The organism is Rhodoferax sp. LS1P39 (assembly GCF_056521425.1).
Genome location: NZ_JBWMAV010000001.1, coordinates 637,052 through 663,866 on the forward strand (window position 1 = coordinate 637,052; position 26,815 = coordinate 663,866).

At 65.0% G+C, this 26,815-nt stretch carries 24 protein-coding genes; 4 read left to right on the forward strand and 20 right to left on the reverse strand.

The genetic code is table 11. From position 1 onward, the window contains the following. Position 1 precedes the first annotated feature (1 nt). The 3 genes from AC097O_RS02740 to AC097O_RS02750 all read left to right on the forward strand — a co-directional run bounded on the left by AC097O_RS02740 (position 2) and on the right by AC097O_RS02750 (position 4,038). Complete coding sequence (locus AC097O_RS02740) at positions 2-1,336, forward strand: TolC family outer membrane protein (protein WP_479591353.1); 1,335 nt, start codon at positions 2-4, stop codon at positions 1,334-1,336. A gap of 176 nt (positions 1,337-1,512) precedes the next feature. Next, positions 1,513-3,534 (forward strand): sensor domain-containing diguanylate cyclase, encoded by a 2,022-nt coding sequence (locus AC097O_RS02745; protein ID WP_479591354.1) that lies wholly within the window; start codon positions 1,513-1,515, stop codon positions 3,532-3,534. Between the two features lie 24 nt (positions 3,535-3,558). Next, positions 3,559-4,038: a low molecular weight protein-tyrosine-phosphatase gene (locus tag AC097O_RS02750; protein ID WP_479591355.1), complete on the forward strand. Its 480-nt coding sequence runs from the start codon at positions 3,559-3,561 to the stop codon at positions 4,036-4,038. Between the two features lie 109 nt (positions 4,039-4,147). On the opposite strand, the gene AC097O_RS02755 is transcribed toward AC097O_RS02750, so the two are convergent. From AC097O_RS02755 to AC097O_RS02815, 13 genes are all read right to left on the reverse strand, one after another. After that, entirely contained in the window at positions 4,148-5,344 is a 1,197-nt protein-coding gene (locus AC097O_RS02755) for a benzoate/H(+) symporter BenE family transporter (RefSeq protein ID WP_479591468.1), read from the reverse strand. A gap of 45 nt (positions 5,345-5,389) precedes the next feature. After that, positions 5,390-5,668 (reverse strand): muconolactone Delta-isomerase, encoded by a 279-nt coding sequence (gene catC / locus AC097O_RS02760; RefSeq protein WP_479591356.1) that lies wholly within the window; start codon positions 5,666-5,668, stop codon positions 5,390-5,392. 16 nt (positions 5,669-5,684) lie between these two features. Further along, positions 5,685-6,512, reverse strand: coding sequence for a 3-oxoadipate enol-lactonase (pcaD, locus tag AC097O_RS02765; RefSeq protein ID WP_479591357.1), 828 nt, complete (start codon positions 6,510-6,512; stop codon positions 5,685-5,687). Positions 6,513-6,524: 12 nt separating this feature from the next. Continuing rightward, positions 6,525-7,730 (reverse strand): 3-oxoadipyl-CoA thiolase, encoded by a 1,206-nt coding sequence (pcaF, locus tag AC097O_RS02770; protein ID WP_479591358.1) that lies wholly within the window; start codon positions 7,728-7,730, stop codon positions 6,525-6,527. Continuing rightward, on the reverse strand, positions 7,727-8,410 hold the full coding sequence (locus tag AC097O_RS02775; RefSeq protein WP_479589346.1) for a 3-oxoacid CoA-transferase subunit B: 684 nt from the start codon (positions 8,408-8,410) through the stop codon (positions 7,727-7,729). Before AC097O_RS02775 ends, pcaF begins: the two co-directional genes overlap by 4 nt. Then, a complete protein-coding gene (locus AC097O_RS02780; protein ID WP_479591359.1) occupies positions 8,407-9,108 on the reverse strand; it encodes a 3-oxoacid CoA-transferase subunit A in 702 nt (233 codons plus the stop codon). The genes AC097O_RS02775 and AC097O_RS02780 overlap by 4 nt, the downstream gene beginning before the upstream one ends. 48 nt (positions 9,109-9,156) lie before the next feature. Further along, entirely contained in the window at positions 9,157-10,518 is a 1,362-nt protein-coding gene (locus AC097O_RS02785) for an MFS transporter (RefSeq protein WP_479591360.1), read from the reverse strand. Positions 10,519-10,547: 29 nt separating this feature from the next. Then, entirely contained in the window at positions 10,548-11,342 is a 795-nt protein-coding gene (benD, locus tag AC097O_RS02790; protein WP_479591361.1) for a benzoate diol dehydrogenase BenD, read from the reverse strand. Continuing rightward, positions 11,339-12,364, reverse strand: coding sequence for a benzoate 1,2-dioxygenase electron transfer component BenC (benC, locus tag AC097O_RS02795; RefSeq protein WP_479591362.1), 1,026 nt, complete (start codon positions 12,362-12,364; stop codon positions 11,339-11,341). Before benC ends, benD begins: the two co-directional genes overlap by 4 nt. A 28-nt stretch (positions 12,365-12,392) precedes the next feature. After that, positions 12,393-12,944 carry a benzoate 1,2-dioxygenase small subunit gene (gene benB / locus AC097O_RS02800; protein ID WP_479591363.1) on the reverse strand — a complete coding sequence of 184 codons (552 nt, stop codon included), beginning with the start codon at positions 12,942-12,944 and terminating at the stop codon, positions 12,393-12,395. After that, positions 12,941-14,305, reverse strand: coding sequence for an SRPBCC family protein (locus AC097O_RS02805; RefSeq protein WP_479591364.1), 1,365 nt, complete (start codon positions 14,303-14,305; stop codon positions 12,941-12,943). Before AC097O_RS02805 ends, benB begins: the two co-directional genes overlap by 4 nt. 116 nt (positions 14,306-14,421) lie before the next feature. Further along, entirely contained in the window at positions 14,422-15,357 is a 936-nt protein-coding gene (gene catA / locus AC097O_RS02810) for a catechol 1,2-dioxygenase (RefSeq protein ID WP_479591365.1), read from the reverse strand. Positions 15,358-15,392: 35 nt separating this feature from the next. Further along, a complete protein-coding gene (locus AC097O_RS02815; RefSeq protein ID WP_479591366.1) occupies positions 15,393-16,580 on the reverse strand; it encodes a muconate/chloromuconate family cycloisomerase in 1,188 nt (395 codons plus the stop codon). A 143-nt stretch (positions 16,581-16,723) separates the two neighbouring features. Here AC097O_RS02815 and AC097O_RS02820 point away from each other — a divergent pair, with 143 nt between their 5' ends. Then, positions 16,724-17,713, forward strand: a complete 990-nt coding sequence (locus tag AC097O_RS02820) for a LysR family transcriptional regulator (RefSeq protein WP_479591367.1) — start codon at positions 16,724-16,726, stop codon at positions 17,711-17,713. A 301-nt stretch (positions 17,714-18,014) separates the two neighbouring features. On the opposite strand, the gene AC097O_RS02825 is transcribed toward AC097O_RS02820, so the two are convergent. Genes AC097O_RS02825 through glyA form a run of 7 tightly spaced genes read right to left on the reverse strand, consistent with a single transcriptional unit; the run spans position 18,015 to position 26,715 of the window. Continuing rightward, positions 18,015-18,896, reverse strand: a complete 882-nt coding sequence (locus AC097O_RS02825; protein ID WP_479591368.1) for a formyltetrahydrofolate deformylase — start codon at positions 18,894-18,896, stop codon at positions 18,015-18,017. Positions 18,897-18,904: 8 nt separating this feature from the next. Then, positions 18,905-19,498, reverse strand: coding sequence for a sarcosine oxidase subunit gamma (locus tag AC097O_RS02830; RefSeq protein ID WP_479591369.1), 594 nt, complete (start codon positions 19,496-19,498; stop codon positions 18,905-18,907). Then, positions 19,491-22,484, reverse strand: coding sequence for a sarcosine oxidase subunit alpha family protein (locus AC097O_RS02835; RefSeq protein WP_479591370.1), 2,994 nt, complete (start codon positions 22,482-22,484; stop codon positions 19,491-19,493). The genes AC097O_RS02830 and AC097O_RS02835 overlap by 8 nt, the downstream gene beginning before the upstream one ends. Then, positions 22,481-22,789, reverse strand: coding sequence for a sarcosine oxidase subunit delta (locus AC097O_RS02840; RefSeq protein WP_479591371.1), 309 nt, complete (start codon positions 22,787-22,789; stop codon positions 22,481-22,483). The genes AC097O_RS02835 and AC097O_RS02840 overlap by 4 nt, the downstream gene beginning before the upstream one ends. Before the next feature lie 12 nt (positions 22,790-22,801). Next, positions 22,802-24,046 carry a sarcosine oxidase subunit beta family protein gene (locus AC097O_RS02845; RefSeq protein ID WP_479591372.1) on the reverse strand — a complete coding sequence of 415 codons (1,245 nt, stop codon included), beginning with the start codon at positions 24,044-24,046 and terminating at the stop codon, positions 22,802-22,804. Between the two features lie 16 nt (positions 24,047-24,062). Then, positions 24,063-25,439, reverse strand: coding sequence for an L-serine ammonia-lyase (locus AC097O_RS02850; RefSeq protein WP_479591373.1), 1,377 nt, complete (start codon positions 25,437-25,439; stop codon positions 24,063-24,065). Positions 25,440-25,455: 16 nt separating this feature from the next. Next, the gene (gene glyA / locus AC097O_RS02855) at positions 25,456-26,715 is read right to left on the reverse strand and encodes a serine hydroxymethyltransferase (RefSeq protein WP_479591374.1); all 1,260 of its coding nucleotides are present in this window, start codon (positions 26,713-26,715) and stop codon (positions 25,456-25,458) included. Positions 26,716-26,815: the final 100 nt, after the last annotated feature.

The following is a 26,815-nucleotide window of genomic DNA, read 5'->3' on the forward strand; positions in this document are numbered from 1 at the left end:
CATGCGGTGCACCCTGCTGGCGGCGGCTCTACTGGTGTGCACGGCATCCCACGCAGGCGGCCTGCTCGAGGCCTACCAGCAGGCACTGGAAAACGACCCCACGCTGCGCGCCGCCCGCTACGAGCGCGAGGCCGGGCGCATGGCCCCGGCGATTGCCCGGGCCGCGCTGCTGCCCAACCTGTCTTTCAGCTCCAGCCGCTCCGGCAACCAGGGCGACCGCAGCCTGGCCCCCGGTACCCCAGAGCAAGACCTGAAATACCGCTCCGCCCAAGACACCCTGGCGCTACGCCAGGCGCTGTACAACGGTGAAGCCAACGTGCGCTACCAGCAGGGCCTGGTGCAATCCGAGTACAGCGAATTCGTGTTTCTCAAGAAGCAGGACGACCTGGCCGTGCGCGTGGCCGGTGCCTATTTCGACCTGCTGCTGGCCGCCGAAAAGCTGGCCTTTGCCAACGCCGAAGTCAATGCCTTCAGCGCCCAGCAGACATCGGCCGAGCGGCGCTACAAGGCAGGCGAAGGCACGGTGACCGAGATTGCCGAGGCCAGCGCCCGGGGTGCCATTGCCGAAGCCAACCGGGCCGATGCCACCGACCTGCTGCTGGTCGCCCGCCAGGCCCTGGAGGCCATGACCGGCCAGCCCGCGCTGGGCCTGCCGGTGCTCAAGCCCGGCTTCGCCCCCAGCGTGCTGCAGCCCGGCAGCCTGGAGGCCTGGACCGCCCTGGCCCTGGACCAGAACCCCGATCTCGCCGCCCAACGCAAGCTGGTGGAATCCACCCGGCTGGACATCCAGCGCAGCCGCGCCGGGCACCTGCCGCGCCTGGACCTGGTGGCCAGCATCAGCAAATCCACCAGCGACAGCCTGACCACGCTGAACCAGCAATCCACCGTGCGCTCGGTGGGGGTGCAGCTGACGATTCCGCTGTTCTCGGGCCTGGGCGTGGTGTCGCAAACCGACCAGGCCCAGGCCAACCTGCAGCGGGTGGAGGCCGAGTTGGATGCCAGCACCCTCAAGGTGCAACTGGACCTGCGCCGCTGGTTTCTGGCCACCCGCACCGGCATCACCAAGGTGGCTGCGTTTGAGCGCGCGGTGGAATCCAGCCGGGTGGCGGTAGAGGGCACGCAGCGCGGCCTGGCCGCAGGCATCCGCACCAACACCGAGGTGCTGGATGCCGAACGGCAGTACTTCTCGGCCCTGCGGGACCGGGCTCAGGCGCGTTACGAATTCCTGAACAACCGCCTCAAGCTCAAGGCCACCGCTGGTGCACTGGATACCGCTGACATCGCGGAGGTCGACCTGCTGCTGGAGCCCCAGACCCTGGCTGCAAAAAAACCATAATAATCTGCCTTCAGCGCTTATTTCATGAGCACGAGCAGCTATAATTAGCATAGCAAAATTTACTTTGCTGTATCTTTCATCGTGGCGGGTGCACCCGTCAGTTTTGTAACAAAGCCATACCAAGAACTCTTTTAACCTCTAGCAAAGGAGCGAAGTGCCACGGTAACATTCTTCCCATGCAGTCCTCACCCCGTGCTTACAGCCGATTTGGCTGGGTCCATACGCTCAAGTTCAAGATCATTGCGGTGGCGGTCATAACAGGGGTTTTGTCGGCCTTGGTCACCACCCAGTTGGTGCTGGTAACCACGCAGGCCCACATCCAGCGCATGCTGATGCAGGGCGAAAGCAACGAGGTGGAGCGTACCGCCGCACTGCTGGGCACCAAGGTGGGCATGCTCAGCGGCGCATTGCAGGCCGTGGCACAGCGGGCACCTGCCGAGATATGGCATGAAGCCACTTCGGTCCAGCAGTTTCTGGCGGGCCAGTCGGCATTGAATACGCTGTTTGAGAACCTGCTGGCCATGCGTACCGATGGCCAGATGCTGGCACGCGTGGGTGCCGATACGGGCTCCAACGATATGCCCAATATTGCTGACCGGGCCTATTTTCAGCAGGCACTGACCAGCAACCCACCGGTGATTTCCGACCCGCTGCTGGCGAAGATCGCCAAAACGCCCGTGGTGGTCATCGCCACTGCGACGCGGGATGCCAAGCTCCAAGTCACCGGGGTGCTTGCCGGAGTCGTGCGACTGCAGTCCAGCAGCCTGTTTTCAGAGGTAACCCGCGTGGCCCGCCAGGATGGTTCGCGCGTGCTCATCATGGACCAGGCCGGGGTGCTGCTGGGCCATACCCACACTGCCCGCTTGATGGCCCAGGCGGCGGATGAACCGGGCCTGGCGGGCGTGTTCCAGCGCTGGCAGGCCAGAGGCGGCCCGATCGAGACCACCGGAACCGCCGTTCTGGAACAAGGCCACCTGGTGGCCATGGCCGGAATTCCCGGCTCACGCTGGACGCTGGTGCGCCTGACCCCGCTGGAAGTGGCCATGCAGCCCGTGAAAGCGGCCCAGGCCACCGCCTGGAAAGCCGCTGTGGGGGTCGGGCTGCTGGTAGCCCTGCTGGCCGGTGTCATGGCCTGGCGCCTCACCCGCCCCATTTCCGAACTGCGCCTGCGCGCCAAAAAGATGCTGTGGGAAGGGGCCAACCCCGCCGAGGCCTGGCCGAGCGACCGGGGCGAAGTCGGCCAACTGGCCCACGCGTTCCAACAGGTGGTCGAGCAACGCCAGCAAAAACAAAGCGAAACCCAGGCCCTGCTGGCCAAGCTGGCCGCGGTGCTGGACCATGCCGAGGTCGGCATCACCCTGACCCGCAATGGGCACTTTGAACTGGTCAGCCGCCAGTTCTGCCAAATCTTTCAGCTCGACAAGCACCAGCTCGTGGGCCAGCCCACGCTGCGCATCCACCCCTCGCCCGAGGCCTACCAGGCCCTTTCGGCACGGGCCCACCCGGCCTTCATGCAGAGCGGAGCTTTTGAGGGCGAAGTGGAACTGCAGCGCAGCACGGGCGCGCTATTTTGGGCCCATATGCGGGGCCGCGCCGTGGTGCCGGGCGACCGCTCGCAAGGCACCGTCTGGACGGTGGAAGACGTCACCGCCTCGCGCGAACATCGGGAACGCCTGGCCTGGACCTCCAACCACGATGCGCTCACCGGCCTGGCCAACCGCCCGGCCTTTGAGGCCCTGCTGGCCCGCGCCACCGACCGCGCCGCCAGCGTGCCGTTTTGCGCCATGTTCATCGACCTGGACCACTTCAAACTGGTCAACGACACCGGCGGCCACGCCGCAGGCGATGCCCTGCTGCGCGACGTGGCCCAAACCCTGGCCGCCCAGGTCCGCCAAACCGACACCGTAGCCCGCCTGGGCGGTGACGAGTTCGCCATCTACCTGGGCAGTTGCCCCCTGCCCCAGGCGCTGGAGATCGGCGAAAAACTGCGCAGCGCCGTAGAAGCCTACCGCCTCCCCTGGGAAGGCCAGAGCTTCAGCGTCACCACCAGCATCGGCCTGGTGGCGGTAGACGGCAGCTACACCACGGTCGCCGACGTGCTGCGCGCCGCCGACGCCGCCTGCTACGCCGCCAAGGAGAAGGGGCGCAATGCGGTAGCGGTGTTTGAGGCGTTGGGGGTGAAGGTGGAGGCGGGTTAACTATCCGCTCCGATCCGCTTGATGATGAAAACCTACTCTATTCTGTTTGTCTGCATGGGCAACATCTGCCGCAGCCCAACCGCCCACGGTGTGTTCCAGCACAAAGTGAACGCGCTCGGTCTGGGCCATCGCATCCAGGTGGATTCCGCGGGTACCCACAACTACCACCCCAACAGCCCGCCGGACACCCGCTCCCAGGCCCATGCGTCCCGGCGCGGCTACGACTTGTCAGGCTTGCGGGCGCGGCAAATCCTGGATGCCGACTTTGAAAAGCACGACCTGGTCCTGGTGATGGACTGGGACAACCTGGCTCTCGCGCAAAGCGCCAGCCCACCCCGCCACCACCCCAAGATCCGCCGCTTGACCGAGTTCTGCGAAAGCCACGACAACCCGGTCGTGCCAGACCCGTATTACGGGGGGGAGCGCGGGTTTGAGGAGGTGTTGGATCTGGTGGAGGATGCGTGTGAGGGCTTGCTCAGGCATGTGCGGCGGGAGTTGGGGTGAGGTGGGGGTGAGGTGGAGGCATACTTTGAAGGACCGGCCTTTACGAAAGCTGGTGCGGCTCAGTTCGTCGGCCATATACACACAAACACTCGGTAAAAGACCTCTATCTTCATGTCTTGTCTTCTCTGTCGGTGCGCGTCGCGGAAGAGGCCTTCGGTCGCAGTAGCGCGTGCGCCGCCATACCCAAAACCACGCCCCAGAATGCCGAGCCCAGACCGAACAGCGACATGCCCGAAGCTGTCGCCAGGAACGCAATCACCGCAGGCTCGGTGGAGCCACTGTCCTGCGCCAGCAGGCTGATGTTGGAGACGATGGCGCCGATCAGTGCCAACCCCGCCAGCGCTGCGATCAAAGCCGACGGGAAGGCACTGAACACCAGCACGATGGTGCCGGCGAACGTGGCGCCGACGAGATAGAACACGCCGCTGGAGATGCCGGCCACGTAGCGCTTGCCGGCGTCAGGGTGCGCGTCCTTGCCGGTGCACAGGGCCGCCGTGATGGACGCCAGCACGATGGTGATGCCGCCGAAGCAGGCGACCAGCATGGACGCCAGGCCCGTGCCCATGACCACGGCGCGCGATGGCGTGCGGTAGCCGGCCAGCCGCAGCACCGCCATACCCGGCAGGTACTGCCCGGTGAGGCTGACCATCAACAGCGGCACCGTGAAGCTGAGGAAGACTCCAGCGTCGAACTTTGGCACGGTGAACACAGGCAGGGCCATAACGAGTTCCAGCGTGCCCAGGTGCGTCGTACCCGTCGCAACCGCGACCGCCAGCCCGATCAGTGCCACGAGCACGATGGCATAGCGCGGCCACCAGCGTTTCCCTAGCAGGTAAGCGGCCAGCATCGCGAACACCACGGACGGCAACTCCATGCTGGCGCGAAAGGCCTGCGTACCGAACTGGAACAGGATGCCGGCCATCATCCCCGCCGCGATACCTTTGGGGATGCGGTTGACGATCTTTTCGAAGCTGCCCGTCACGCCGATGGCGATGACCAGCGCCGCCGCCATCAGGTAGGCCCCCACCACCTCGGGCATGGTGATGTGGGGAAACAGGCTGAGCAGCAAGGCCGTGCCGGGCGCGGACCATGCCGTGATGATGGGCTGGCGCAGCCACACGCTCAGCACCAGGCCACTGACGCCCGCACCGATGGAGATCGCCCAGATCCAGGACGTCAGCATCTGCTGCGACATGCCGCCCGCCTGCGCGGCCTGGATGAAGATGACCAGCGGGCCGCAGTAGGAGATCAGCACCGCCAGGAAGCCCGCCACCCAGGCGCTGATGGAGAAGTCCTCGCGTCGCATGGCGGCGGCCAGCAAGGCCAGGGGGCTTCTGTGCAAGGCCATGGACTAGACGATGGACGAGGGATGCTTGGCCAGCGGTGTGACCGTGATCTGCATGAACGGGAATAGCGGCAACTTGCTTAGCGTATCGTGCAGCTCGTCGTTGCTTTCCACGTCGAACACGCTGTAGTTGGCATATTCACCCACCACGCGCCAAAGATGGGGCCATTTGCCCGAACCTTGCAGTTGCTGCGAGTAGGCCATCTCCTCGGCCTTGATGCGGGCCGCTTCCTCGGGTGCGAGTGTGGACGGGATGTTGACGATCATGTGAACCAGATACAGCATGGGATGTCCTTGTCGGTCAGGAAATGGGTTGTGGGGTGGCGAGAAAGTGAAGCACCGCCTGGTCGAACGCACGCGGCGCCTCCAAGTTGGAAAGATGGGACGCGGGCACCACGGCAAGCCGCGCGCCCCCAATGCCCGCCTGCATGGCCTGGGCATCGGCCACAGTGGTCACCGGGTCAGACGCGCCCGCCAACAACAGGGTGGGGGTGGTGATGCGGTGCAGGTCGTCACGCAGATCCGATGCCGCCAGGGCCTCGCAGCAGGCGGCGTAGCCTTGCGGGGCGAGGCCGGCGATCCAGGCTTGGGCGCGCTGCACCGTGGCCGGTTGAGCGTTGACGAAGTCCGCGGTGAACCACCGGCCGGGGGAGGATTCGGCCAGCGCCTGCATAGCGGCCTGGCCGCCGTCGCGGACCATCGCCGCCCGCTCGTTCCAGCCCTGCGGCGTGCCGATCTTCGCGGCACTGTTGCAGACCGAGATGGCGTTGAAGCGGTTGCCCGCATGCACGCCCAACCATAGACCGGTGTGGCCGCCCATCGAGATGCCGCAGAAGGCAGCCTGTTCGATGCCCAGAGCGTCCAGCACGGCCAGCACGTCTTGCCCCAGGTCCGCAAAGGTGTAGGGGCCGGGCGTGACCGGACTGCCACCGTGGCCCCGCGCGTCGTAGCGGATCACGCGGTAGTGCTCGGAGAACGCGGTGACCTGCGGGTCCCACATTTCCAGCAGGGTGCCCAGCGAGTTGGACAGGATCAGCGCCGGTGCGGCGGCATCGCCGTCGATGGTGACGCGGAACGCGCCGCGTGCGGTCTGCAGCGATACGGGTGGTGAATGGTGGGCTTGCGACATTCCTTGTCTCCCTCAAACGCGTTCGATGATCAGCGCGATGCCCTGCCCCACACCGATGCACATGGTGCACAGCGCGTAGCGGCCACCCGTGCGGTGCAACTGCTGGATGGCCGTGGTCACCAGGCGCGCGCCACTCGCACCCAAAGGGTGGCCCAGCGCGATCGCACCACCATAGGGGTTCACGCGGGCATCGTCATCGGCCAGGCCCAACTGGCGCAGCACCGCCAAGCCTTGCGAGGCGAAGGCCTCGTTGAGCTCGATCACATCCATCTGCGCCAGGCTCAGTCCGGTCTGCGCCAGGACTTTCTGCGTGGCGGGCGCGGGGCCGATGCCCATGGTGCGCGGTGCCACACCAGCGGTGGCCATGCCGACCACGCGGGCGCGCGGCGTGAGGCCGTGCTGTTGGGCTGCTGCCGCGCTGGCCAGCAGCAAGGCGCAAGCACCATCGTTGACACCGCTGGCATTGCCCGCCGTCACGCTTCCGCCTGGGCGCACCACGGGCTTGAGCCTGGCCAGCGCTTCGAGCGTGGTCTCGCGCGGGTGCTCGTCCACGCTGACCAACACCGGCTCGCCCTTGCGCTGGGGTACCGCCACCGGGACGATTTCGGCGGAGAAAAGGTCAGCCTTCTGCGCCGCGGCGGTCTTGGCCTGGCTGCGCCAGGCGAACAGGTCCTGGTCCTCGCGCGATACCTTGAATTCGTCGGCCACGTTCTCGGCCGTCTCGGGCATGGCGTCGACACCATGCAACGCCTTCATCTTCGGGTTGACGAAGCGCCATCCGATGGTCGTGTCCTGGATGGAGTTGGCACGCGAAAAGGGCGAGTCGGCCTTGGGCACCACGAAAGGCGCGCGGCTCATGCTCTCCACGCCGCCCGCGATCATCAGGCCGGTCTCGCCCGACTTGATGGCCCGCGCCGCGATGCCGATGGCGTCCATGCCCGAGCCGCACAGGCGGTTGACGGTAGTGCCCGGCACCTGCAAGGGCAGGCCGGCCAGCAGCAGCGACATGCGCGCCACGTTGCGGTTGTCTTCACCGGCCTGGTTGGCGCAGCCAAAGATCACGTCGTCGACGGCGCTCCAGTCCACTTCGGCGTTGCGCTCGGTCAGCGCCTTGAGCACGACCGCGCCCAGGTCGTCGGGCCGCACGGAGGACAGCGCGCCGCCGTACTTGCCGAAGGGGGTGCGAATGGCGTCGCAAATAAACACGGTTTCAGTCATGGGTTTTCTTTCGTGGCGGGCGCAACAGGTGCAATGGGCAGACCCACGATGCCTTCCAGCGCTTCGCGGCTGAGCCCTTCGACGGCATCGATGAGCTGCAGTCCCTGGGGTGTGCAGGCGAACGTCGCCAGGTCCGTATAGACGCGCTTGACGCAGGCTAGGCCGGTCAAGGGATAGCTGCACCTCTCGACCAGCTTGCTGGTCTGCTGCTTGGTGAGCAGGTCCATCATGACCCAGGTCTGCTTGGCGCCGATGGCCAGGTCCATGGCCCCGCCCACGGCGGGAATGGCACCGGGCTCACCTGTGCTCCAGTTGGCGAGATCGCCGGTGGCGGAGACCTGGAACGCGCCCAGCACACAGATGTCCAGATGGCCTCCGCGCATCATCGCGAAACTGTCGGCATGGTGGAAGTAGGCGCCACCGGGCAGCAGCGTCACCGGCTGCTTGCCGGCGTTGATCAGGTCGTAGTCCTCGTGCCCCTCGGCCGGCGCAGCGCCCATGCCCAGGATGCCGTTCTCGCTGTGCAGGATGACCTCGCGCCCGGCGGGCAGGTGGTTGGCCACGGCGGTCGGCTGGCCTATGCCCAGGTTGACGACGGCGCCGGCGAAGATGTCGGCAGCCACGCGCGCGGCGAGCTGGTCCTTGGTGCGACGTTGGTAGGTGGGTGTTCCCATGCTCATGCTGCCTTCTTGAAACCACCTGCCTGGGTGGCAATGCGGTCGATCTGGACGATCTTGTGGACGAAGATGCCGGGTGTCACGATGGTCTCCGCGTCCAACGCGCCGAGCTCCACGATGTCGTGCACCGTGGCGATGGTGCGCCGCGCGGCCATGGCCATCACGGGGCCGAAGTTGCGCGCGGCCTTGCGGTAGACCAGGTTGCCCCAGCGGTCGCCCGCCTCGGCCTTGATCAGGGCCACGTCGCCGTGGATGGGGTACTCCAGCACATAGTGCTTGCCGTCGATCACGCGCGTCTCGCGGTCGCCGGCCAGCTCGGTGCCGAAGCCCGTGGGGCAGAAGAACGCGCCGATGCCGGCACCGGCCGCGCGGATGCGCTCGGCCAGGTTGCCCTGCGGCACGAGTTCGAGCTCCAGCTTGCCTGCGCGGTACAGGCCGTCGAACACCTGGCTGTCCGCCTGCCGCGGGAAGCTGCAGATGATCTTGCGCACGCGGCCCGCCTGCAGCAGCGCGGCCAGGCCGACCTCGGCATTGCCGGCGTTGTTGTTGACGACGGTGAGGTCTTTTGCGCCCTGCGCGATCAGGTCGTCGATGAGTTCGTTGGGAATGCCGGCGGTGCCGAAGCCGCCGATCAGGACGGTGGCGCCGTCCTGGATGCCGGCCATGGCGTCGGCGACCGAGGGGGCGATCTTGTTGATCATGAAAACGTCTCTTTCAGGGAAATGTGGCGTAGCGTTGAAGCGACTGGGTCACTTGGCGGCGACTGCGGGTTGGCCCGGCGTCGCAGCACTATCTGCACCATGCGTTTGCGCGGCACGGCCGTGCCGGATGCAGAACACCGCCACTGCCGCGATCACCGCCGGCAAGCCGATAGCCAGGAAGTTCTGCTCCAGCGGAAGCGCCATGGCGACCAGGCTGCCGATCACGATGGGTGCCAAGATGGCGCCGCTGCGGCCCACGCCTGACGCCCAGCCGATGCCGGTGGCGCGCACCGCCATCGGGTAGTACTGGCCCACATAGGCATAGGTCACGATCTGCGTGCCGATGGTGGATGCGCCCGCCAGGCCGACCAGCAGGTACAGCACCTCGGTCGGCACCGGGTAGCCCAGCAAACTGATGGATACTGCAGCCAACGCATACATGCCCACCAGCACGTATTTGATATGGAAGCGGTCGGCTAGCCAGCCGCCGCCGATGGCGCCGACCATGCCGCCGAAGTTCAACACCAGTACGAAGGTCAGCGCCGAGCCCAGCGTGTAGCCAGCGCCTGCCATCAGCTTGGTGAGCCACGAACTGAGTGCGTAGACCATGAACAAACACATGAAGAAAGCGATCCAGAACATCACGGTACTGAAGCCCCGACCGTCCTGGAACAGCTTGCCGATGGGTGCGCCCGCCGCGCGGTCCTGCTGCGGAAGGTCGAACGAATCACCCGGTTGCGGCCGGTAGCTCGGGTCGAGCCGAGCGGCGATTTCCTGCAGGCGTGCCTTCTGCCCCGTCTTGATCAGATAAGGCATGGACTCGGGCATGGACTTCAGGATCACCGGGATCAGCAGCACCGGCAGGCCCGCCGCCAGGAACACGGACTGCCAGCCGTAGCTTTCGATTAGCCCCTTGCCCACCACGGCGGCCAGCATGCCGCCCACCGCGTAGCCGCTGAACATCAGCGTGACCATAGTGCTGCGGATCTTGCGCGGCGAGTACTCGGTCATCTGCGCCACCACGTTCGGCATCACGCCGCCGATACCCAGGCCCGCCAGAAAGCGCATCACGCTGAAGCTGACCGGGTCGCTGGTGAAGCCCGCCGCTGCGGTGAACACGCTGAAGAGTGCGATGCAAATGGCGATGGCGCGCCGGCGGCCGATCTTGTCAGCAATCGTGCCGAGAAAGATCGCGCCGAACATCATGCCGAACAGCGCCGAGCTGACCATGAAGCCCGCATTGGTCGGGCTCACGCCCATCTCTTTCATGATCGACGGCAGGGCGATGCCCGCGACGGCCAGGTCGTAGCCGTCGAAGATGATGATGAGGGCGCACCAGAGCAGCACGCCCCGGTGGAAGCCGTTGAACCTGGCGTTGTCCGCCAGTTTGTGCAGGTCGATATGTTTCATGTTTTGTCTCTGTGGTGTTGTAGGTGGGCTCAGCCGAGATCGCCGCCAGCGACGGCGAGGATCGAGCCAGTGATGTACGAGGATTCGTCGGACGCGAGGAACAGGATCGGGGCCACCTGCTCATCGATGGTTCCGTAGCGGTGCATGAGGCTCGATTCCTTGGTCTGGTCGACCACGCCCTGGTACCACTGCGTCTCGATGGCCGATGGCTGGCTGGCGGGGGCCTGGTTGCGCGGCACGCGTCGCGGCGGCGCGTCGGTGCCGCCGGGCGCGGTGGCGTTGACGCGGATGCCATTGCGCGTGTGCTCCATCGCCAGCGACGCGGTCAGCGCGTTCACGCCGCCCTTGGCCGCCGAATACGGCACCCGGTGCACGCCCCGCGTGGCCACCGACGACACGTTGACGATCACGCCCTGCTGGCGCACCACCATGTGCGGCAGCACCGCGCGGCAGCACCACAGCGTGGGGAACAGCGAGCGGCGGATCTCCGCCTCGATCTGCTGCTCTTCGTAGTGCTCGTAGGGCTTGGCCCAGATGGTGCCGCCCACGTTGTTGACCAGCACGTCGACGCGGCCGAAGCGCGCCAGGCATTGCGCCACCACGTGCTGCGCGCCCGCATAGGTTTCGAGATCGGCTTGCGCCGCAGCAGCCACACCACCGGACTCGCGGATCTGCGCGACCACCTCGTCGACGATGTCCGACCGGTCTACGGCCAGCACCTGGCCGCCTTCGGCCGCGATGCACAGGGCCACGCCACGGCCGATGCCCTGGGCTGCGCCGGTCACCAGAACGACCTTGCCCTGGAAGCGTTGTGCCGTGTTCATGCCGCCACCGCCGTCTGGTTGGGTGTGAACTTTTCGTAGTGGAAGCTGGTGGGCGCAATGCCTTCGGCCTTGAAGTACTTCTGCACCGCGTCCACCATCGGCGGCGGGCCGCACAGGTACACGTCGACATTGCCGCCGTGCAACGCCTCGGCGGGCATGTGCTGGGTCACATAGCCCTGGCGCTCGTGCACGGTTTGCGGGTCTGCCACGCAGGTGCCGTAGGTGAAGCCGGGGATGCGGCGGGCGTAGTCGGCCAGCCGGTCGACCATCACCAGGTCCTGGTCGCGCGTCACGCCGTAGATCAGGTGCACGGGTTGCTTCGCGTCCTGCTGCGCGAGGACTTCGAGCATCGACAGGAACGGTGCCAGGCCCGTGCCACCCGCCAGGAACAGCAGCGGCCGCGTGACGGCCCGCAGGTAGAAACTGCCCAGCGGGCCCGTCATCTGCAGCGGCTGCCCGGCCTGGGCGCTGCCCAGCCAGCCACTCATCAGGCCACCGGGCACCTGCTTGATCATGAACGTCATGCGCTTGTTGCCTGGCGCAGAGCTGAACGAGTAGGAGCGGTGCTGGCCACTGCCCGGCACGTCGATGTTCACGTACTGGCCAGGCAAGAACACGGGTGCCTCGGCCGGGATATCGAGCACCAGTTCATAGGCTGCGTCAGCAAACGCCGTTACCTCGCCAACCGCGGCACCGAACTGCGCCGTGCCAGTCTTGCAGGCCGTCGACGGCACGGGCACGGCGATCACGCAGTCCGATTTTGGAATCATCTGGCAGGTCAGCACCAAGCCAACGGCTGCCTCGTCGGCCGTCAGTGCCTCGTCGATGTAGTCGTCGCCCAGGTCGTAGCTGCCGTTTTCGGCGCGGCACTTGCAGGTGCCGCACACGCCGTCGGAGCAGTCCATGGGCAGGTTGATGCGGTTGCGGAAGGCTGCGTCGAGCACCTTCTCGTTGGCGCCGCAGTCCACGAAGCGGGTGACCCCGTCCTCGAAGTTGAGCGCGATGCGGTAGTGGTTGTTCATTGTGTGTCTCCTGTTGCTTCTTCGTGCATCAGAGGTGGTAGATGTCGACGACCTGGCTGATGTAGTCGTCCTTCAGCACGATCTTCTTGCGCGCGATCAGGTAGCCCGTGTCGCCGCCCTGGCGCAGCGTGGCGAAGATGGTGCCGAAGTAGTGGTCGGTCTTCTTGTAGCGGTGGCTCAGCGTGTGAAAGTTGTAGCGAATGTCCACCTCGTCGCCCCGCTCGGCCAGCACCTCCACGTTGGCCAGCATGTGGTTGGTGCGCGGCTCAGGCATGGACGCGCTGGAGCGCTCCGTCTTGATGCGGAACACCCGGTCTTCCAGCCCATTGCGGTTGGGGTAGTAGATCAGCGAGATCTGGCTGTGCGGGTCTTCGGTGAGCTGGTCGTCATCGTCCCAGGCCGGCATCCAGTACTCGACATCCGGCGCATAGAGCTGGAGCCAGGGCTCGAACTCGCGGTCGTCCAGATGGCGCGCCTCGCGGTACAGGAATGCGCAGATGGCTGCGAGATCGGCGAAAGATGTTGTGACTTCGCCTTCGGCTACGAAGCGAGCGCCTTCGGGCGGCCGGGCGGCGCTCATGCTTGCTCTCCTGCGCGTTCCTGCTGCACAGCCTTGCGCATGGCCTTGGCCCAGTAGTCGTGCTGGCAGACGAAGAGGCCTTCGTCTTCGCTGCGCGCCCCGCTGATCAAAGGCTTCATGCCCATCTTGGTGGCGTTCTCATCGGCGCCCTCGACCCACAGCGGCGCACCGCGGCTGAGGTCGTTCCAGGGCGCGGCCTTACCGGCATAGCCAGTCTGGCAGGAGCGGAACTCTTCCAGGTCATCGGCCGTGCCCATGCCGGACACGTTGAAGAAGTCTTCGTACTGGCGGATGCGCACGGCGCGGTCTTCCGCGCTCTCGCCCTTGGGCGCAAAGCAGTAGATGGTGATCTCGGTCTTATCCACGCTGATGGGGCGCGTCACGCGGATCTGCGTGGAGAACTGGTCCATCAAATACACGTTGGGGTACAGGCACAGGTTGCGCGTCTGGCTGACGATGAACTCGGCCTTGCTCTCACCCAGGCGCTCCTTGAGCTCTTCGCGGCGGCTGTAGACCGGACGCACTTCCGGGTTCATGGTCTTGGTCCACAGCAGGATGTGGCCGTTCTCGAAGCCGTAGACACCGCCCACGCTCTTGCTCCAGCCGGCCGCGTCCACGGCCTTGGTACCGCCCTCGGCGCGGCGGCCCATGGTGGCGGCGTAGTTCCAGTGCACGGAGCTGACGTGGTAGCCGTCGCTGCCGTTTTCCATCTGCAGCTTCCAGTTGCCGTCGTAGGTATAGGTGGAGCTGCCGCGCAGCACCTCTAGCCCATCGGGCGCCTGGTCCACGATCTGGTCGATGATGACTTTTGTCTCGCCCAGGTAGTCGTCCAGCGACTGCACGTCGGCATTCAGGCTGCCGAACAAAAAGCCCTTGTAGCTCTCGAAGCGCGCCACCTTTTTGAGGTCGTGCGAGCCTTCCTTGTTGAACTGCACCGGGTACTCGGTCGTCTTCTCGTCCTTGACCTTGAGCAGCTTGCCGGTGTTGTTGAACGTCCAGCCGTGGAAGGGGCAGGTGAAGCTGCCCTTGTTGCCGTGCTTCTTGCGGCACAGCATCGCGCCGCGGTGGGCGCAGGCGTTGATCACCGCGTTGAGCAGCCCGTCTTTGCCGCGCGTGATAACGATGGGCTGGCGGCCGATGGTGGTGGTGAAGTAGTCGTTGATCGCGGGGATCTGGCTCTCGTGCGCCAGGTAGACCCAGTTGCTTTCGAAGATGTGTTTCATCTCCAGTTCGAACAGCGCGGGGTCGGTAAAGATATCTCGGCGGCAGCGGAAGATGCCGGCCTCCTTGTCGTCCTGCAGGGCGCTGTTCAGCAGCTGTTCGACATCGGCGTACCGGTCGGTGGTGGCGGTCGTGTTCATGGTGTGAGGTCTCTTTGGGGTGAGGTCATCCCCCACGACCTGCGTCGCGGTTGAAAACCTGTGGGAATGACGGTCTGACTGGTGCTGCGACGGCCTGCGCCGCAGCACGCCTGCACTCAGGCGGCCAGGCGGGGGCGGTCGACGATCTGGTTGTCCACGCCCTGCACCAGGGCGCTGAGCCGGATGTCGAACACGATCTCGGCGAACGGCCCGTTCAAGCCTTCGGCCTGGATGCTGGCCGCGTCCGTGCGCTCCAGCAGCGGTGGCACCAGACCTTCGCGCGTGGCGTAGGCGAAGTCATCGAACACCAGCGGGTCGCCGTCGATGTTGATCTGCGTGGTCAGCTTGCGGTGCCCGTCGGCGGTGACGAATAAGTGGATGTGCGCCGGGCGGTTGCCGTGGCGGCCCAACTGGTTGAGCAGCGCCTGCGTGGGGCCGTCGGGCGGGCAGCCATAGCCGACCGGCACGATGCTCTGGAACTTGTACCGGCCCTGTGCGTCGGTGACGATGGTGCGGCGCATGTTGAAGGGCTGCTGTTCGCCTGTGGGGTCGAAGTGCGAGTAGAAGCCCTTGGTGTTGGCGTGCCAGACCTCGACCGTGGCGTTGGGCAAGGGCTTGCCGTTGGCTGCGTAGACGGTGCCGTGCATGACCAGCGTGTGGCCAGCCTTGTCGCTGCCGTCGTCCAGGCGTGCATAGCCCTTCTCCACCGGTGCACCCGCCACGTACAGCGGGCCCTCGATGGTGCGCGGCGTGCCGCTCTCGACACCCAGCGCCGCATCCTCTGCATCCATGCGCATGTCAAAGTACCGGTCCAGGCCCAGGCCCGGCGACAGCAGGCCAGCCTCGCCACGTGCGCCGAGCTGGTTCAGATAGGCAATGCCAGCCCAGTATTCGTCGGAGGTCACGTCCAGGTCTTCAATGGCCTTGAACAGGTCGGTCAGGATGCGGTGGACGATCTTCTTGGTGCGGGGGGTGCCGCCGTCCTGGTCAAGGCCGCAGGCCAGGCGCAGGAAATCCTGGACTTCGGTGGTGTTGAAAATGTGAACGCTCATGGGGTGTCTCCGTTTCGTGGGGGGGGGGGAAGGGGTCAGGTCAGGGATGTGGCGGCCGGGCCGACGGTGGTGCGCGTGCGGTCGCGGCGGAAGTGCGCGACGCGGTCTTCGTCCAGCGCTATGCCGAGGCCTGGCAATGTGGGGACGGTGAGATGGAAGTCCTTGTATTCAAGCGGCTGGGCCAGAATCTCCTCCGTCAGCAGCAGCGGGCCAAACAGCTCGGTGCCCCAGCGCAACTCGCGGAAGGTGGCGAACACATGGGCCGAGGCGATGGAGCCGACTGCCCCCTCCAGCATCGTGCCGCCGTACAGCTCGATGTGGGCCGCATCGGCAATGGCTGCCACGCGCTGGGCTGCCTGAAGGCCACCGGATTGCTCGGTTTTGATGGCAAACACGTTGGCACCGCCGACCCGTGCCAGTGCAAATGCACTTTCAGGGCCGACCAGCGATTCATCGGCCATCACCGCAATGGGGTACTTGCCGGTGAGCCGGGCCAGGGCGTCTACGTTTGCGACGGGCTGCTCGACCAGTTCGCAGCCCGCATCCACCAGAGCGGCCAGCCCATGCTGGGCCTGCAACTCGCTCCAGGCCATGTTCACGTCTACACGCACCGAGGCCAGATCGCCCAGCGCCTTCTTGATGGCGGCAACATGCGCTACATCTTCGCGCACCGAACGGCGACCGATCTTGAGCTTGAAGATCTGGTGCCGACGCAATTGCAGCATTTGCTGCGCTTCTTCGATGTCTTTGCCGGTGTCGCCAGAGGCCAGGGTCCACGCCACTGGCAGCCGGTCGCGCAGCCGCCCACCCAGCAGTTCCGACACGGGCAAGCCGGTGCGGTGGCCCAGCGCATCGAACAGCGCGGTCTCGACAGCGCATTTGGCGAAGCGGTTGTCGCGGAAGGCGGTGTTCAGGCGGTCCATCAATGCGGGCACACGGTTCGCGTCCGCGCCGATGAGTTGGGGGGCGAAGTAGGTGTCGATGGCCAGCTTCATGCCCTCGGGCGATTCGGCGCCGTAGGCCAGGCCACCGATGGTCGTACCCTCGCCAATGCCCACTGTTCCGTCCGAGCAGCGGATGCGCACCAGCATCAGCGTCTGGCCGTTCATGACGGCCATCGACAGTTTGTGCGGACGGATCGTCGGCAGATCGACCAGCATTGTCTCGACACGTTCGATGACGACGGCGCCGATGGCGGCTTGTTGATAGACAGTGTGTTGCATAGGCTGTATTGGACGATTGCAGCCGCTTACCAGCAAACACTAAATTCATCTGGGTCAATACCTATTTGGTATCATGTGCTAGTTTTTATTTGGAAATCAAACACTTAGAGCGCAACCAACTTCATTAACTATGGTTTTCCCCTATGGATCTGCGTCAACTCCGATACTTCGTGGCGGTGGCTACCACCAAAAACTTCACGCGCGCTGCAGAGCAGATGCACATTGCACAGCCGCCGCTCAGCCGCCAGATCCAGCTACTGGAAGAGGAACTGGAAGTCCAACTCATCCAGCGCAGCAGCCGCCCGGTGCGACTGACCGAGGCAGGCCGGTTGTTCTACGAGCAATCGCTACAGGTGCTGCACCGGGTCGACCAGATGAAGAACACTGCGCGGCAGGCGAGCCGCAACCAGCGGCAGTCGATTTCCATCGGCTACGTTCCATCCACGCTCTACGGCGGCCTGCCCATGCTGGTGCGGATGTTTCGCCAACGCTACCCCGATACCGACGTCCATCTGGTCGATCTGGGGTCGATCCAGCAGATCAGTGAGCTCAAGTCCGGGCGTATCGACCTGGGGTTCGGTCGCATTCGAACCAATGACACCACGGTGGCTCGCACGGTGCTGCGCGAGGAACGGCTGGTGCTGGCCATCCCGTCGGCCTGGCCGTTGGCGGCTGATAAAGGATCAGTGGACCTTGAAGACCTCGAACACCACAAGTTGATCGTGTTTCCGAAAGAGCCACGCCCCAGCTTTGCAGACCACGTGCTGGGCATGCTGCATGAAAAGGGCATCAAGCTGGCCGAAGTCCATGAGGTGCGCGAGTTGCATGCCGCGTTGGGCCTGGTCGCCGCAGAGGTGGGACTGTGCATCGTGCCAGCCGCCGCGCGGCTACGTTCGGACCTCGTCTACCGCTTGATTGCCGACGAAAATGCGACCTCGCCCATCATCCTCAGTCACCGGCTCAACGACGACTCGTGGTATCTCGTGGCGATCAAACAGCTCATCGTTGAGATGTATGCCCAGAACCCGCCGTGGCTGGACTTTCAGACCAACGCCTTTCCGTCCAGTCTGGCGACGGACGCGGCGGTACTGTCTGATCAAAGTGTTCCCGCCAACCCAAAACTGACCACCTAAGCCCGCAAGTGCCAATCCAAATTGGACCAGGGTGTTCCACTGACCTGCTGAAACTTTCGGCGGGGATACAAGGTGATCACCATGGACATGATTGGCAAGGTCAGACGCTACAAGCTTCTTCCGAGCAAGGCTTCTGTTCTTCGCCATTAATGTGTGAGACAGACTCTCCACTGAAAAGCGCTGCTTTATGTGCTGCGTCTACAAGCTGAAGTCTGAGACAAATGCAACTAGAGCGGGTTGCAATCACAGACCTCGGCAGAGAACTCTGAGACCCCCTCCATTCGTAGGTCCGAGAAAACTCTTACCTCAACACCACCGTGCGCAAGCCGTTGATGAACACCCGGTGCTCCAGCACATAGCGCAGCGCACGGCCCAGAGCCAGGCATTCGACATTGCGCCCGGTGCTGAGCAGTTGCTCGGGACTGAAGGCGTGGTCTACGCGCTCCAATGCCTGCTCGATGATGGGGCCTTCGTCCAGGTCGCTGGTGGCAAAGTGGGCAGTGGCACCGATCAGCTTGACACCGCGGGCATGTGCTTGCTCGTAAGGACGTGCGCCCTTGAAGCCGGGCAGGAAGGAGTGGTGGATGTTGATGACCCGACCGGCCAGGGCGTGGCACAGCTCCTCCGACAAAACTTGCATGTAGCGCGCCAGCACCACCAGTTCAGCGCTGTATTGCGTGATGCGTTGGAGCAGCGCGGCCTCCTGCTGCGGCTTGGTAGTGGGGGTGATGGGCAGGTGGTGAAAAGGAATGCCTTCTGCTTCGGCCAAGGAGCCTAGGTCGGCGTGGTTGGACACCACGGCCACGATGTCCATGTTCAGCTCCTTGCGGCGCCACTGGGCCAACAGGTCACGCAGGCAGTGGTCGGCCTTGGACACCATGATCAGCACCCGCGTGGGACGGCTCATGGCATGCAACGCCCCCTGGCCGTCGGCGAAGCTAGCCACTAGCGTATGAAAGGCATGCCGCAATACCTCGATTTCGGAAACATCCAGGCGAAACACGATGCGGATGTAGAAGCGCGACACCAGGCTGTCGTCGAACACGGCGAATTCTTCGATATAGGCACCATGCCGCTCCAGCAGGGCCACCAGGGCAGCCACCTGGCCCCGGTCGCTGGCCACGGAGAGGGTCAGCACATAGCGGCCGGCATCGGGTGTAGGCGTGGGTTTCAGAGTCTGCATGGGGAGACTCATGGGAAGCGGTGGGTGACCAGCCCGCAGGCCTGGGTGGTACGCTCCAGCATCAGCCAGACGTAGCCTTTGAAGCTGCTACGCACCAGCATTTCGTAGACGGGCACGTCGTCGGTCTGCCACAGCCAGACGGATGCCTTGAAGAACAACGAGCCCGCGCTGGAGCCCGGCCCGAACTGCCGGGGGTGCAGGTCCAGTGGGCAGCCCTGTGCCAGCACCTGCCGCACCGGTGTGCCGCTGAGCTGCAGCACGGTGTAGCCGCTGCTGACATCGGTGACGGCATGGTGCTGGCCCACCAGGGCCTGGCGCAGCAGCGAAGCAATGGCGGCAGCCTGGCCTTTGGGGCCGATCACAAACCAGTCGTCCGGCCCGACCCAGACCAGCCGGTGCGCGGCATTGGCATGGCTGGTGCACGGACGCACTGGCAGTTCCAGCCCCAGCGCCTGGGACACCGCAGCGCAAAACAGTGGGTCTTCGCCGTTGCCGCGCAGGTTGACGATGGACAGGCCGGTGCGCCAGCCGGCCAGCAAGGCCTGTTCGGTGACGGAGCGGTTGGGCGCTGGGCGGCCAAGGGTTGGGGAAGATTCACGCATTTTGGCGCTCCGCTTTGGGGTCGAAGAAGACTGGGCTGGCAATGGTGGCGGTGGCGGTGCGGCCACCTTGCATGGAGACGAACACGCGTTCGCCCATGCGGCTGGCGCCGCCCTTGACCAGGGCCATGGCGATGGAGCGTTGCAGCGTCGGGCTCATGTAGCTCGATGTCACGTGGCCCACCATAGGCGCGATGGCGGCCACCGGCGCGTGGTTGAGGATTTGCGCGCCTTCGCTAAGCACACAGGAGGGGTCGTCGGGCAGCAGCCCCACGAGCTGCTTGCGGTCGGCACGCGCCGTGTCCTCGCGGGACAGCGAGCGCTTGCCCAGGCAGTCCTTGGTCTTGGTGACCAGGCCACCCATGCCGAGGTCGCCGGGGGTGACGGAGCCATCGGTGTCCTGGCCGATGATGATGTAGCCCTTTTCAGCGCGCAACACGTGCATGGTTTCGGTGCCGTACGGGGTGATGCCGAACTCGGCCCCGGCAGCGTGGATCGCCGACCAGACCCGCAGGCCGTCTTCGGCGGCCACGTTGACTTCGTAGCAGCGTTCGCCCGAGAAGCTGATGCGCATGATGCGCGCTGGCAGGTCTGCCACCGTGCCTTCGCGGTACGACATGAAGGGAAACGCGGCGTCGTCAAAGTCCACGTCGGGACAGATCTTCTGCAGCACGGCGCGGCTCTTGGGGCCGGCCACGATGGAGGTGGACCAGTGGTCGGTGGCGCTGGTCAGATAGACCTTGAGGTGGGGCCATTCGGTTTGCAGCCAGCGCTCCATCCAGGCCAGTACACGGGCTGCACCGCCCGAGGTGGTGTGCATCAGGTAGTGGTTTTCGGCCAGGCGCACGGTGACGCCGTCGTCGAATACCATGCCGTTTTCATCGAGCATCAGGCCGTAGCGGCATTTGCCTATGTCCAGCTTGGACCAGGCGTTGCTGTAGACCCAGTTCAGCAGCACGCTCGCGTCCGGGCCTTGGATGTCAATCTTGCCCAGGGTGGAGCCGTCCAGCGTGCCCACGCCGTTGCGCACCGCCAGCGTCTCGCGCGCCACGGCGGCATGCAGATCTTCGCCCCTGCGCGGGTAGTACCAGGGGCGCTTCCACTGGCCCACGTCCTCGAACAGCGCCCCCTGCTGCACGTGCCAGTCGTGCATGGCGGTGGTGCGGATCGGGTCAAAGGCATCGCCCAGCTCCAGCCCAGCCACGGTGCCAAAGGTGACCGGGGTGTAGTTGGGGCGGAAGGTGGTGGTGCCCACCTGGGGGATGGTCTTCCCCAGCACCTGGGCCGCGATGCCCATGCCGTTGATGTTGCCGGTCTTGCCCTGGTCGGTGCCAAAGCCCATGGCGGTGTAGCGCTTCACGTGTTCGATCGACTCAAACCCTTCGCGCACCGCCAAATGGATGTCGGACGCGGCCACGTCGTTTTGCAAATCGACAAACTGCTTGGGTGCCCGACTCACCTTGCGGGCATGCGGCACCAGCCACAGGGGGCGAATGTTGCCACTATCGATGGCGGCCACCAGGGGAACAATGGGGGCCGAAGGCGGCAGGCCGAGCTTTTGCACCGCCAGACTGCCTGCAGCTGCGCCATCCTGCGCGCATTCTTTCAGGGACAGCATGCCGCCACAGGCACCAGCCGAATGCTCAGCCTGCGCGGGCGTGCCGGGTAGAAAGGCCGCCTGGCCATCGTTCCACGCGGCTTTGCTGCCCGCCTGGCACTGCAGGTGGATCACCGGGCTGAAGCCACCCGACACTGCGACCAGGTCACAGGCCAGCGCGCGCGGGGTACCGGTCAGCCGGTCTTGCGCATCGATGGGCTGTACCCATACGCTACTGACGCGTTTGCCGCCACGGGCTTCGGTGACGAGATGGCCGGTCAACACCGCAATGCCTTGGCTCCGGGCGCGCTGGCCCAGCGTACCGGTGGGAGACGTGCGGGCATCAACCACCTGGACCGTAGCGCCCGCGGCTGCCAATGCCAGTGCCGCGTCATAGCCCGCGTCGTTGTTGGTGAACAGTACCGCCTGGCGGCCCGGCAGCACGGCGTAGCGGCGCACATAGGTGGATACGGCACCGGCCAGCATCACGCCTGGCAGGTCGTTGTTGCCAAACACCAGCGGGCGCTCGTGTGCGCCCGTGGCCAGCACCACCTGCTTGGCCCGCACGCGCCACAGCCGTTCGCGGAACACCGGGGCCTGGGCGGTGGGCAGGTGGTCGCCCCGGCGCTCGGCCAGGGTCACCAGGTCGTGGTCGTGGTAACCAAAGGCGGTGGTGCGGGGCAGCACCGTGACTTCGGGCAATGTGGCCAGCTCGGCCAGTGCCTGGGCCACCCACTGCGCAGCGGGAATGTGGTCGATCAGCGTATCGCTGGACAGCAGCCAGCCGCCGGGTTCGGACTGCTCATCGCACAGCAGCACACGCGCCCCGGTGCGCCCAGCCGTCAGCGCCGCCGTCAGGCCTGCAATGCCCGCGCCCACCACCAGTACGTCGCAGTGGGCAAAGCATTTTGCGTAGCGGTCAGGGTCACCCTCGGTGGGAGACGTGCCCAGACCGCTGGAGGCGCGGATGTGTTTTTCAAAGAAGTGCCAGGCCGCTTGCGAGGCCATGAAGGTCTTGTAATAAAACCCCGCCGGGATCAGGCGCGAGAACCAGCCGTTCACTGCGCCGGTGTCGAATTGGATACTGGGGCGGGCATGGATGGAGCGGGCGCTCAGACCCTCCACCAGCGCCACCTCGGTCATGCGGGCATTGGGCACGGTGCGTTCACCGTCAAACAACTGCACCAGCGCATTGGGCTCTTCCACCCCGGCGGACAGAACGCCCCGTGGGCGGTGGTACTTCCAGCTGCGGGCCACCATGCTGACACCGTTGGCCAGCAGAGCCGAGGCCAGGGTGTCGCCCTCTAGGCCCTGGTAGGCGTTGCCGTTGAAGCGGAAGTTCAGGATGCGTTGGCGGTCGATCCGGCCACCGGTGGACAGGCGGGCGTTCATTGGGCAGCTCCGGTCGACACATGGGCCGCGGCTGCGGCGGGTACGGGTTCGCTGATCTTCCAAGTGGCCTCAAAGCGGTAACTCACGGTATGGCGCAGCGCATTGAACCAGCGCCCGCAGCCGCTGCTGTGTCGCCACTGCTCATGGTGCAGGCCCTTGGGGTTCTTGCGCATGAAGACGTAGTCGCCCCATTGGGTGTCGCTCAGGGTGTCGGTGGCCAGGGGGCGCACGATGCCGCCCTCCCCGCCACAGGTAAATTCAATTTCGGCGCGTGTGCCGCACCAGGGGCAGTCGATTTGCAACATGGGTGTGTTTCCTCAGTGGGCGACGCCTGCAGCGCCGTGTTCGTCGATCAGGTGGCCGTTGTAGAAGCGGTCCAGGGATAGCGCTTCGTTGAGCGCATGCGGGCGGTCCTGGGCAATGGTGTAGGCCATGGCCCAGCCGGAGCCGGGCGTGGCCTTGAAGCCGCCGGTTCCCCAACCACAGTTGATGTAGAGGCCCTTGACCGGGGTCAGACCCATGATGGGGCAGGCGTCGGGCGAAACATCGACGATGCCGCCCCACTGCCGGTTCATGCGGACCCGCGAGAACAAAGGGAACATCTCCACGATGGCCTGCAAGGTGTGCTCGATGGTGTGGTAGCTGCCGCGCTGACCGTAGCCGTTGTACTGGTCCACCCCCGCGCCAATCACCAGATCGCCCTTGTCGGACTGGCTGATGTAGGCGTGGATGGCGTTGCTCATCACCACGTTCGGGAAGATGGGCTTGAGCGGCTCGGACACCAGTGCCTGCAAGGGCTTGCTCTCGATCGGCAGGCGGATGTCGGCCATGCTGGCCACCACGCTGGAGTGCCCGGCGGCCACGATGGCCACCTTCTTGGCCTTGATGAAACCTTTGACCGTGTCCACCCCCACCACCTGCCCACCTTCGCGGCGGATGCCCGTGACCTCGCAGTTCTGGATCAGATCGACACCATGCGCATCGGCCGCCCGGGCAAAGCCCCAGGCCACCGCATCGTGGCGGGCCACACCGCCCCGGCGCTGCAATGAAGCGCCCAGCACCGGGTAGCGCGTGTTCAGGTTGATGAACGGAATCATCTCCTTGATCTGCGCGGGGGTGACGACTTCGCCGTCCACCCCGTTGAGTCGGTTGGCATTGACGCGGCGCTCGATGTCGCGCATGTCCTGCAGCGAATGGCCCAGGTTGAGTACGCCGCGCTGGCTGAACATGACGTTGTAGTTCAGGTCCTGCGACAGGCCTTCCCAGAGTTTCATCGACTTCTCGTACAGCGCGGTGGACTCGTCCCACAGGTAGTTGGAGCGCACGATGGTGGTGTTGCGCGCGGTGTTGCCGCCGCCCAGGTAGCCACGTTCGATCACGGCGATATTGCGCACGCCGTGCTCCTTGGCCAGGTAGTAGGCGGTGGCCAGGCCATGGCCGCCCGCGCCGATGATGACCACGTCGTATTCGCGCTGGGGCTCGGGTGAGCGCCACTGCTTCTGCCAGCCTTCGTGGTAGGACATGCTGTTGCGCAGCAATGACCAGATGGAAAATTTTTGCATGTGTGTGTTCCTTGGCTCAGCACTCGATGATGTTGACGGCAAGACCTCCACGAGAGGTCTCCTTGTATTTGGTCATCATGTCGGCACCGGTTTGCCGCATGGTTCGGATGACCTTGTCCAGACTGACGATGTGGGTGCCATCGCCCCGCAGCGCCATGCGTGCGGCGTTGATGGCCTTGACCGAGGCAATCGCATTGCGCTCGATGCACGGGATCTGCACCAGCCCGCCGATGGGGTCGCAGGTGAGGCCCAGGTGGTGTTCCATGCCGATCTCGGCCGCGTTTTCCACCTGCTCGGGTGTGCCGCCCATGACCTGGGCCAAGGCCCCGGCCGCCATGGAGCAGGCCACGCCCACCTCGCCCTGGCAGCCGACTTCGGCCCCCGAGATGGAGGCGTTCTCTTTGTAGAGGATGCCGATGGCGGCGGCGGTCAGCAGGAAGTCGATCACGCCCTGGTCGTTCGCACCAGGTACGAAGCGGCTGTAGTAGTGCAGTACCGCCGGCACGATGCCCGCCGCGCCATTGGTGGGAGCCGTCACCACCCGCCCGCCTGCGGCGTTTTCTTCGTTCACGGCCAGTGCGTACAGGTTGATCCAGTCCATCACCTGCAGCGGGTCTTTCAGCGCGGCTTCGGGGTGGGCCGTCAGGTTGCGGTGCAGATCGGCGGCGCGCCGCTTGACCTGGAAGCCGCCCGGCAACATGCCTTCGGTGGCGATGCCCCGGCGCACACAGGCCTGCATGGTGTTCCAGATATGCAGCAGACCCGAGCGCACCGCTGCCGCATCGCGCCATACCAGCTCGTTGTGCCACATCACCTGCGCAATACCCATACCGCTGTCGCGGCAGCGTTGCAGCAATTCATCGCCCGTGGTGAAGGGGTAGGGAAATGCCTGGGTATCGGGCACCAGCAGGGGTTGGCCCGCCTCGGCCTGGCTGATGATGAAGCCACCACCCACCGAGAAGTAGGTCTTTTCCAGCAAGGTCTCGCCCTGTGCATCGAATGCGTACAGCCGCATGCCATTGGGATGGAACGGCAAGGGCCTGCGCAGCATCTTCAGGCACTCACGCTCGTTGAAGGCAATCGCGTGGATGCCCAGCAGCTTGAGGGTCTGCGTGTCACGTACGGTTTGCAGGCGCGGCGAAATGGTGTCGGGGTCGATGTGGTCGGGTTCTTCCCCCTCCAGGCCCAGCAGTACGGCTTTGTCGCTGCCGTGCCCCTTGCCGGTGGCCCCCAGCGAACCATACAGTTCGCAGCGCACGGCATGCACGGCAGGGAGTAGCCCACCGGATTGCAGCGACTGCGCAAACAAATGTGCGGCGCGCATCGGGCCCACGGTGTGTGAGCTGCTCGGACCGATGCCGATTTTGAACAGGTCGAAAGTGCTGAGTGCCATGGGTCAGGCCGGTGGTTCAGCGGTAGACCGGGAAGGCGGCGGTCAAATCCGCCACGGCGGCGCGCACGCGGGAAACCACGCGCTCGTCTTCCGGGTGGTCGAGCAGGTCGGCAATCAAGTGGCCCACCTGCTGCGCCTCTGCTCCCTTGTAGCCGCGTGTGGTCATGGCCGGAGAGCCCAGGCGTATGCCGCTGGTCACCATCGGCTTTTCGGGGTCGTTGGGAATGGCGTTCTTGTTGACAGTAATGTGGGCACGGCCCAGCAGGGCTTCGGCAGCCTTGCCCGTCATGCCCTTGGCGCGCAGGTCCACCAGCATCACATGGCTCTCGGTGCGGCCCGAGACAATGCGCAGGCCGCGTTGCACCAGCGTTTCGGCTAGTGCGACGGCGTTCTTCACCACCTGCTGCTGGTAGGCTTTGAATTCGGGTGCCAGGGCTTCGTGGAATGCCACGGCCTTGGCTGCAATCACATGCATCAGCGGCCCGCCTTGCAGGCCGGGAAAGATGGCGCTGTTGATCGCCTTCTCGTGTTCTGGCTTCATCAAAATAATGCCGCCACGAGGGCCACGCAGGCTCTTGTGCGTGGTGCTGGTGACAATGTCGGCATGGGGGATCGGGTTGGGGTACTCGCCCGCAGCGATCAGGCCAGCGTAGTGCGCCATGTCCACCATCAGCAGCGCCCCCACGTCTTTGGCAACCTTGGCGAATCGCTCGAAATCGATCCGCAGGGCATACGCCGAGGCACCGGCGATGATGATTTTGGGGCGGCATTCATGGGCCTTGCGCTCCATCGCGTCGTAGTCGATTTCTTCCTGTGCGTTCAGGCCGTAGCTCACTACGTTGAACCACTTGCCGCTCATGTTCAGCGCCATGCCGTGCGACAGGTGGCCGCCCTCGGCCAGGTTCATGCCCATGAAGGTATCGCCCGGCTGCATGAAGGCCATGAACACGGCCTCGTTGGCCTGTGCGCCCGAATGCGGCTGCACGTTGGCGGCCCAACCATGTTGGTCGGCCCCAAACAATTGCTTGACCCGGTCAATCGCCAGTTGCTCCGCCTGGTCCACAAACTCGCAGCCTCCGTAGTAGCGGCGGCCCGGATAACCCTCGGCATATTTGTTGGTGAGCTGGCTGCCCTGCGCCGTCATCACGGCAGGCGAGGTGTAGTTCTCGCTGGCAATCAGCTCGATATGCTGCTCCTGGCGGCGGTGCTCTTGCTGGATGATGGACCACAGGGCCGGGTCGGTGGCTTGGAGAGACTGTGTGCTATAGCTGAACATGGCGGGTTTCCTTGGGTGAATCAGATGGAACAAAGCGCCTGGCAATCGTCGTTGCCAGGCGCTTTTCAGGTCATGCAGATCACGACAATGTGTGTGCCGT

What these genes read in the sequence shown, in the direction of transcription:
- AC097O_RS02740 (WP_479591353.1), top strand. Translation starts at nt 2, where the DNA reads ATGCGGTGCACCCTGCTGGCGGCGGCTCTACTGGTGTGCACGGCATCC.
- AC097O_RS02745 (WP_479591354.1), top strand. Translation starts at nt 1,513, where the DNA reads ATGCAGTCCTCACCCCGTGCTTACAGCCGATTTGGCTGGGTCCATACG.
- AC097O_RS02750 (WP_479591355.1), top strand. Translation starts at nt 3,559, where the DNA reads ATGAAAACCTACTCTATTCTGTTTGTCTGCATGGGCAACATCTGCCGC.
- AC097O_RS02755 (WP_479591468.1), bottom strand. Translation starts at nt 5,344, where the DNA reads ATGCGACGCGAGGACTTCTCCATCAGCGCCTGGGTGGCGGGCTTCCTG.
- catC (WP_479591356.1), bottom strand. Translation starts at nt 5,668, where the DNA reads ATGCTGTATCTGGTTCACATGATCGTCAACATCCCGTCCACACTCGCA.
- pcaD (WP_479591357.1), bottom strand. Translation starts at nt 6,512, where the DNA reads ATGTCGCAAGCCCACCATTCACCACCCGTATCGCTGCAGACCGCACGC.
- pcaF (WP_479591358.1), bottom strand. Translation starts at nt 7,730, where the DNA reads ATGACTGAAACCGTGTTTATTTGCGACGCCATTCGCACCCCCTTCGGC.
- AC097O_RS02775 (WP_479589346.1), bottom strand. Translation starts at nt 8,410, where the DNA reads ATGAGCATGGGAACACCCACCTACCAACGTCGCACCAAGGACCAGCTC.
- AC097O_RS02780 (WP_479591359.1), bottom strand. Translation starts at nt 9,108, where the DNA reads ATGATCAACAAGATCGCCCCCTCGGTCGCCGACGCCATGGCCGGCATC.
- AC097O_RS02785 (WP_479591360.1), bottom strand. Translation starts at nt 10,518, where the DNA reads ATGAAACATATCGACCTGCACAAACTGGCGGACAACGCCAGGTTCAAC.
- benD (WP_479591361.1), bottom strand. Translation starts at nt 11,342, where the DNA reads ATGAACACGGCACAACGCTTCCAGGGCAAGGTCGTTCTGGTGACCGGC.
- benC (WP_479591362.1), bottom strand. Translation starts at nt 12,364, where the DNA reads ATGAACAACCACTACCGCATCGCGCTCAACTTCGAGGACGGGGTCACC.
- benB (WP_479591363.1), bottom strand. Translation starts at nt 12,944, where the DNA reads ATGAGCGCCGCCCGGCCGCCCGAAGGCGCTCGCTTCGTAGCCGAAGGC.
- AC097O_RS02805 (WP_479591364.1), bottom strand. Translation starts at nt 14,305, where the DNA reads ATGAACACGACCGCCACCACCGACCGGTACGCCGATGTCGAACAGCTG.
- catA (WP_479591365.1), bottom strand. Translation starts at nt 15,357, where the DNA reads ATGAGCGTTCACATTTTCAACACCACCGAAGTCCAGGATTTCCTGCGC.
- AC097O_RS02815 (WP_479591366.1), bottom strand. Translation starts at nt 16,580, where the DNA reads ATGCAACACACTGTCTATCAACAAGCCGCCATCGGCGCCGTCGTCATC.
- AC097O_RS02820 (WP_479591367.1), top strand. Translation starts at nt 16,724, where the DNA reads ATGGATCTGCGTCAACTCCGATACTTCGTGGCGGTGGCTACCACCAAA.
- AC097O_RS02825 (WP_479591368.1), bottom strand. Translation starts at nt 18,896, where the DNA reads ATGCAGACTCTGAAACCCACGCCTACACCCGATGCCGGCCGCTATGTG.
- AC097O_RS02830 (WP_479591369.1), bottom strand. Translation starts at nt 19,498, where the DNA reads ATGCGTGAATCTTCCCCAACCCTTGGCCGCCCAGCGCCCAACCGCTCC.
- AC097O_RS02835 (WP_479591370.1), bottom strand. Translation starts at nt 22,484, where the DNA reads ATGAACGCCCGCCTGTCCACCGGTGGCCGGATCGACCGCCAACGCATC.
- AC097O_RS02840 (WP_479591371.1), bottom strand. Translation starts at nt 22,789, where the DNA reads ATGTTGCAAATCGACTGCCCCTGGTGCGGCACACGCGCCGAAATTGAA.
- AC097O_RS02845 (WP_479591372.1), bottom strand. Translation starts at nt 24,046, where the DNA reads ATGCAAAAATTTTCCATCTGGTCATTGCTGCGCAACAGCATGTCCTAC.
- AC097O_RS02850 (WP_479591373.1), bottom strand. Translation starts at nt 25,439, where the DNA reads ATGGCACTCAGCACTTTCGACCTGTTCAAAATCGGCATCGGTCCGAGC.
- glyA (WP_479591374.1), bottom strand. Translation starts at nt 26,715, where the DNA reads ATGTTCAGCTATAGCACACAGTCTCTCCAAGCCACCGACCCGGCCCTG.